This window comes from Aliiroseovarius sp., from assembly GCF_030148435.1.
Lineage (GTDB): Bacteria > Pseudomonadota > Alphaproteobacteria > Rhodobacterales > Rhodobacteraceae > JASBTN01.
The window spans coordinates 21015-27603 of record NZ_JASBTN010000087.1 but is presented as its reverse complement, the minus strand read 5'-3'; the positions used below and the strand labels follow the sequence as shown (position 1 = coordinate 27603).

At 64.9% G+C, this 6589-nt stretch carries 5 protein-coding genes and 1 pseudogene; all 6 read right to left on the bottom strand.

Features of this window, described 5'->3' with window-relative positions:
* Positions 1 to 388: pseudogene (locus tag Q1V43_RS16400) on the bottom strand (cysteine--tRNA ligase); the annotation flags it as partial.
* A 274-nt stretch (positions 389 to 662) separates the two neighbouring features.
* A complete protein-coding gene (locus tag Q1V43_RS16395) occupies positions 663 to 1670 on the bottom strand; it encodes a tellurium resistance protein (protein WP_300520444.1) in 1008 nt (335 codons plus the stop codon).
* Between the two features lie 167 nt (positions 1671 to 1837).
* Complete coding sequence (locus Q1V43_RS16390) at positions 1838 to 2608, bottom strand: HpcH/HpaI aldolase/citrate lyase family protein (RefSeq protein ID WP_300520441.1); 771 nt, start codon at positions 2606 to 2608, stop codon at positions 1838 to 1840.
* 134 nt (positions 2609 to 2742) lie between these two features.
* Complete coding sequence (locus tag Q1V43_RS16385) at positions 2743 to 4074, bottom strand: sigma-54 dependent transcriptional regulator (protein ID WP_300520438.1); 1332 nt, start codon at positions 4072 to 4074, stop codon at positions 2743 to 2745.
* A 35-nt stretch (positions 4075 to 4109) separates the two neighbouring features.
* A complete protein-coding gene (locus Q1V43_RS16380) occupies positions 4110 to 5876 on the bottom strand; it encodes an ATP-binding protein (protein ID WP_300520436.1) in 1767 nt (588 codons plus the stop codon).
* A 36-nt stretch (positions 5877 to 5912) separates the two neighbouring features.
* Positions 5913 to 6581, bottom strand: a complete 669-nt coding sequence (gene purQ, locus Q1V43_RS16375; RefSeq protein ID WP_300520433.1) for a phosphoribosylformylglycinamidine synthase subunit PurQ — start codon at positions 6579 to 6581, stop codon at positions 5913 to 5915.
* Positions 6582 to 6589 lie beyond the last annotated feature (8 nt).

The following is a 6589-nucleotide window of genomic DNA, read 5'->3' as shown; positions in this document are numbered from 1 at the left end:
ACTCGGTCGCGCGCGGCATCCGGTCGGGCTTCAGCGCCCCCAGCGCGCCCATGTCGTGCAGGTACCAGTCGATGGTCTCGTTCGACCGTTCATGCACCAGCTGTTCAAGGCTGCCTTTCGCCCCGGCCTCCTTTCGGGCCAGCGCCGTTGCGTTGATCTTGTCATCCACGTCGGTGAAGTTGCGCACATAGGTCACGTGGTCGGCCCCGTAGATTTGGCGCAGTAGCCGGTAGAGCACGTCGAACACCACCACCGGGCGCGCGTTGCCCAGATGGGCGCGGTCATAGACGGTCGGCCCGCAGACATACATGCGCACATTGTCCGGGTCGATCGGGGTAAAGTCCTGCTTCGCCCGCGCCTTGGTGTTATAGAGCTTGATTTCGGTCATCTTGTCCTCGCGCACACGTGGTCCGTGGCGGGCTTAGCAACTTCATGACTGAGATGGAACAGAAGAACGGCCCGCCTGACGATGTCAGTGGTGAATGCAGCAGATAATGATGGTCTTTTGCGTCTTCATGACGCGGTGATAGCAGGGATCCCGGCACAGACCAAGAGAATTGCCCGCGGCCGGAGGTGGCGGCAATCGGATCGCCTGCTTCGGGACTGCCCCGGGGAGGAGCGCCGTTGCCACCGGTTCGCGCGACGTCAGCCGGGGGCCGTCCTCAGGCCTGCGCGGCGTTGGTCTTGGCCGCCAGTACGCCCTTCATCCACATCTGCACCACCTTCCAGGCGATCGGCGGGATGATCAGCGTGGCGGCCACCAGGGACAGACCTCCCAGGATACGGAAGACCTCGCCATAGCCCGCCAGGGCCAGCAGTTGCATCAGCGTCGAAAAGGCCGCCAGCGGGAAGGTAAAGGCCCCCCAGAGCGGGCTGAACCCGGCGGCGGTCAGCCAGCGCGCCGTGCCACCCAGCCCGGCCAGGATCACGATGGACAGCAGGCCGAAGCCCAGCGCCAGCTGCGGATGGCCCGTCATCATCGCCACGGTCCCCAACAGCGCCGCCGGAGACAGGTGGATGGCAAGCAGCGGGCGCAACGGCGCCGGCACGTCCTTGCGGATGAACTGGCGGATCGAAATGACCCAGATCGCCACGGCCAGCGCGAAGGTCGCCCACAGGACCACAGAGTTGTAGACACCCCAGCCCAGCGGCAAGGCCGCCAGCGGCGACACGATGAACCCGACGAAGCTCAGATGCCAGACCGGCGTGACCACGCGGGATTCCTCCGGGCCGGTGATCAGATCACGCGCAATGGTTACGGCCAGAAGCACGTGACCCGCCACGGCGAGGGCCAGCACCACCTGGGCCGCAGGCTGCCAGTTTTCACCAAGCGGTGCCAGCGTGGAGGCCAGCAACATGCCCGCCAGCATCATTGACGCAAGCCCCGCCCGACCGGGCAGCACGCGCAGATCCTCGTGGAACACGCCGGGGCGCTGGACCACCTTGGCTAGGTAAGCCACCACCGCGAAGAGGTAGAGCAACGTGACCGCGCCCAGAAGCATGTCGGCCGCTCCGCCCGGGACACCGAAGGTCTCGCTGGCCCGGCGCCAGGCCAGACCCAGGCCAAACAGGCCGAAAATCGGCGGGAACACCGCCGGGGGCGTGCGCTGGAACAGGCGCGATCTGGGCGGGATCGGCCTGGGGGGCGGGAAATGCGGGGCTTTGGCCATGTCTGTCTCCTGTGCGCGCGGATCTGTCTGTCCAGCCCCGGATGTATCGCGTTTTTGCTATGTAAGGAAAGAGGCAAAGCCCGCCCCTGCCCTTTTGTCGCGGATGTTGCGCCAGCGGGGGCCAGCCCCCGCGCCCCCGGGATATTTTGGGAAAGATGAAAGAAGGATCAGCCTTCGATCGCCTCTCGCGCTGCTTTGACATTCGCATGCAAGGCTGCCCGCAGGAGCGAGGCGTCGGCGCCGGTTCCCAGGAAGGTAATGCCGAGGTCGCGGTAGTGGGCGAAATCCGCGGTGTCATAGTGGATGATGCCTGCCGCCTTGCCCGCCGCACGGATACGGGACACGGCCCTGGCGATGGCCTCGCGTACCTCGGGATGGCCCGGGTTGCCCCGATGACCCATGTCCGCCGACAGGTCCGCCGGGCCGATGAAAACCGCATCGACCCCTTCTGTCGTGGCAATGGCGTCGATATTGTCGAGTGCCACGCGGGTCTCGGCCTGGAGCAGCAGGCAGACCTCGTCATTGGCGCGGTCGACATAGCCCGTATCGGCGCCATACCCCGATGCCCGGGCCACTGCGGCGCCAAGCCCCCGGTGTCCTTCGGGCGCATAGCGGGTGGCGCGCACCAGGTGGGCGGCCTGCTGCGGCGTGTCAACCATCGGCACCAGCAACGAGCGCACACCCAGGTCCATCACCTGCTTGATCACCCAATCCTCGCCGATGGGCACACGGACAACCGGTTCCACCCCGAAGGGGGCCAGCGCACGCAGCTGGCCCAGGATGGCGGTTGGATTGTAGGGCCCGTGTTCACCGTCGATCAGGCACCAGTCATATCCCGCCTGGCCCGCGATCTCGGCCGCCGAGGCATCGCCCAGGTTCAGCCAGAGGCCGATCTGCATCTGTTGCGCGGCCAGCGCCTCTTTCAACCGGTTTCCCATGGCTCCGCCTCCTTTGTTAACATGTGAATTACCAAATGCCTAACGGTCCATGGGCACCGCGTCAAAAGAAAAGCGCCCCCGTTTCGGGGAGCGCCACTCACACCCGCTCCCGGCGCGGCCACCCGGCCGGGGCGTTACAGGTAATCGGCCCTCTGCAAGCCATATTTGGCCATCTTCTCGTTCAGGGTGCGGCGCGGCAGGCAGAGTTCGTCCATCACCCCCACGATCGAGCCCTTGTGGCGGCGCATCGTGTTGTCGATCAACATGCGTTCGAAGGCTTCCACATATTCCTTCAGCGGCTTGCCCTCGGTGGTCATCACCGGCTGCACCTCGTCGTGATCGTTCATCAGCAGGCTGGAGATCGTGCCCGAGCCGCGGCGGCTTTGCAGTACCGCGCGTTCGGCTATGTTGGTGAGCTGGCGGATATTGCCGGGCCAGGGCGCCTGCAGCAGCTGCGCGGCTTCCTGCGCCGACACGGTGGGCGCCGGGCAACCGTATTCATCGGCAAACTGGTCGGCGAGCCGGGTGAACAGCATCAGGATGTCCTCGCCGCGCTGCCGAAGCGGCGGCAGGGTGATCTTCATCGCCGCCAGCCGGTAATAGAGGTCCGGCCGCATGCAGTCCTCGCAGGTCTTGCCCTGCTCCTGCAGGTTCGACACCGCGACCACGCGGGTCTCGGCGGGGGTGCCCTGGTCGTTGATCCAGGCCAGGAGCTTGGCCTGCAGCTTGTCGGGCAGCGCCTCGATGTCTTCCAGCACCAGCGTGCCGCCGCGCGCCTCTTCCACGAGCGGCTGGGTGCCGCCATCCTCCATCGGACCGAACAGGCGACGCCCCAGGTCATCCTCTTCCTGACCCGCGCAGGAGGCGACGACGAACTTGCGCCCGGCCTTGGCCCCCACCGCGTGCAGCGCATGGGCGACCAGGGTCTTGCCGGTGCCGGTTTCTCCGTCGATCAGCACATGGCCGTCGGATTGGCCCAGATCCAGAATATCCTCGCGCAGCCGTTCCATCACGGGCGAAGCACCGATCAGCTTTTTCATGATCGTGGTGCCATCACCCAGCTCGCGGCGCAGCGCGCGCGCGTCCAGAGCCATGCGGCGGCGCACGGTCGCCTTCTTGGCCAGTTCGGTCATGCGGTCCGGGTTGAAGGGTTTTTCCAGGAAATCGAAGGCGCCCACGCGCATCGCCTCCACCGCCATCGGCACATCGCCATGGCCGGTGATCATGATCACCGGCAGCGAGCTGTCGAGGCTCATCAGCTTCTTCAGGAACTGCATCCCGTCCATGCCGGGCATGCGGATGTCGGTCACGACGACGCCGGGGTATTCCGCCCCCACGACCTTGAGCGCCTCTTCGGCGCTGGCAAAGGTCTCGGTCTCGAACCCTGACAGGGCCAGCCATTGGGATATGGACTGACGCATGTCCTGTTCGTCATCGACGATCGCGATCTTCATTGCCTGTGCCATGGTGTTCCTTTGCTCACCCTTTTATCTGCCGCGTTCTACTCTGCGGCCTCCGTCTTTCCGTCGTCTTCCTTCAAGATAGGAAGTTCCACCTCGAATGCAGCCCCCCCGTCCTGACCGTTGCGGGCCGTGAGGCGGCCGCCAAAATCGTTCACGATGCCCGAGGAGATCGCAAGCCCCAACCCGACCCCGTCACCCGGGGCCTTGGTCGTGTAGAAGGGCTCGAACAGGTTTTCGAGATCCTCGACCCCGCCGCCATTGTCGCGCACGGTGATATGCGCCATGTCGCCGCCTGACAGGATGATATCGACCTGCGGATCCTCGACCGATTTTGTCGCGTCGATGGCATTGCGCAGGAGGTTGATCAGCACCTGTTCCAGGCGCAGCCGATCGCCCATCACCATCACCGGATCCTGGGGGATATTGCGGGTGATGCGCACGTGGCGGCTTTTCAACTGCGGTTCCATCATCGACAGCGCCGCAGAGACGCAGAGCCTTGTATCCAAGGGCTCGAAAGCTTCCCCGCCCTTGCGCGCATAGCTTTTCAACTGCCGCGTGATCGCACCCATGCGCTCGATCAGGTCGTCGATGCGCTGGAAGCTCGACAGGGCCTCGTCGGGGCGCTTGCGCTGCAAGAGCAGCTTGGCGCCGGCCAGATAGGTCTTCATTGCCGCAAGCGGTTGATTCAACTCGTGACTGACCGCTGCCGACATCTCGCCAAGCGCGGCCAGTTTCGAGCTTTGCGCGAGGGTCTGTTCAGCCACCTGGAGGCTCTTTTCCGCCTTCTGGCGCTCGGCGATTTCCCGCTGCAAGGCGGTATTCAACTGGCGAAGCTCTGCCGATTCCAACTGGAACAGCACCGAACGCGACGTGGCGCGGCGGCTGATCACGTAAAAGGTGAACGCCAGCAGGATGGCAAAACCCATGATTTCAAGCGCCAGGAAGCCGTTCACCTTCTCGCGCACGCTCGCATGGGTGGTGAAAGAGGCCATGCGCCAGCCCTGGAACGGAATGCGCGCCTCCTGCCGCATCACGGTGGAGCCCAGGAAGGCGTCGGACCGCAGGGTCGCCCAATCCGTCGTGGCCTGGATCGCCCGGCGAATCGCCGACGGGGCCGAGATCGTCGCAAGCGCCTCGGCCTCGGTCAGGCCACGCCAGCGCGGTTCGGTCGACAGGATGATAAGCCCCTCGCTGTCGGACACCAGCACCGCATCGGAAATCCCTGCCCAGCCACTTTCAAACTTCTGCAGATCGACCTCGACCACGATCACGCCAATCAGTTCGCCATTCGCTTCGATCTTGCGGCTGTAGGTGAATTCGTAACCGCCCGCTTCGGTCTGCACGGTGGTGAACACCGTTTCCGAACTGCGCAGCGCATTGACGAAATAGTGCTCGGCCCGGTGGGTGGTGCCCAGGCGCTCGCGGTCCGTCACCGCAACGGCCCGGCCGCTTTCATCCAGCAGCAGCAGAGAGGCCGCGCCGATCTCGTCGCGATAGGTGATCAGACGCGCGGTCGACTGGCTGTAATCATCGGAATTCAACGCATTGATCAGCGCCGGGTCGCGCGACAGCAGGAGCGGCACGACCGAATTGCGCTGCAATTCCGAAATCAGGTTGCCCGAATAGAGCGCTACGCGCAGCTCGGCCCGGTTGCGCGTGGTTTCGGTAAAGCGCTGGGTCAGCCAGACATTTGTGACCCAGATCGTGACCACGGCCACGCTGATCAGCGCCAGAAGCATCAGACGCTGGCGCCAGGTCAGCCCCCTGTTGATCGGGAGCGGGTCTGTGATGTCGGTGTCACCCATGCCTCAAGGATACGCCTGTAGGCCATGGGCCTCAAGTCAGGCCGAGACGAAGCTGTCCAGCAGCGAGCGGAACATCGCCTGCCCGTCGGTGCCGCCGTGCAGCGCGTCCACGGCACGTTCCGGGTGGGGCATCATGCCCAGCACGCGGTGGTTTTTGGAAATCACCCCGGCGATGTCACCGGTCGAGCCGTTCGGGTTGTCGGTATAGGTGAAGGCAATGCGGCCCTCGTCGCGCAGCTGGGCGAGTTTCTCGTCGGTCACGGTGTAGTTGCCGTCGTGATGGGCGACGGGCACGGTGATCTCCTGCCCCAGATCGTAGCCCGAGGTGAAGGGCGTCTCGGTCGAGGCGACCTTCAGGCCGACCGGCTTGCAGATGAACTTGAGGTTCGCATTGCGCATCAGCGCGCCGGGCAGGATGCCGGTTTCGGTCAGCACCTGGAACCCGTTGCAGATGCCCAGGGCATAGCCGCCGCGTTCGGTGTGGCGGATCAGCGACCGGGTAATCGGCGACTGCGCGGCGATGGCGCCGCAGCGCAGGTAGTCGCCGAAGGAAAAGCCACCGGGCACGCCAACGATGTCCAGCCCCTCGGGCAGGTGCGTGTCCTTGTGCCAGACCATGGTGACATCGGCGCCTGCGCGTTCGAAGGCCACAGCCAGATCGCGGTCGCAGTTGGAGCCGGGGAAGACGATGACGGCGGCTTTCATGGGCACTG

What these genes read in the sequence shown, in the direction of transcription:
- Q1V43_RS16395 (WP_300520444.1), bottom strand. Translation starts at nt 1,670, where the DNA reads ATGGCCAAAGCCCCGCATTTCCCGCCCCCCAGGCCGATCCCGCCCAGA.
- Q1V43_RS16390 (WP_300520441.1), bottom strand. Translation starts at nt 2,608, where the DNA reads ATGGGAAACCGGTTGAAAGAGGCGCTGGCCGCGCAACAGATGCAGATC.
- Q1V43_RS16385 (WP_300520438.1), bottom strand. Translation starts at nt 4,074, where the DNA reads ATGGCACAGGCAATGAAGATCGCGATCGTCGATGACGAACAGGACATG.
- Q1V43_RS16380 (WP_300520436.1), bottom strand. Translation starts at nt 5,876, where the DNA reads ATGGGTGACACCGACATCACAGACCCGCTCCCGATCAACAGGGGGCTG.
- purQ (WP_300520433.1), bottom strand. Translation starts at nt 6,581, where the DNA reads ATGAAAGCCGCCGTCATCGTCTTCCCCGGCTCCAACTGCGACCGCGAT.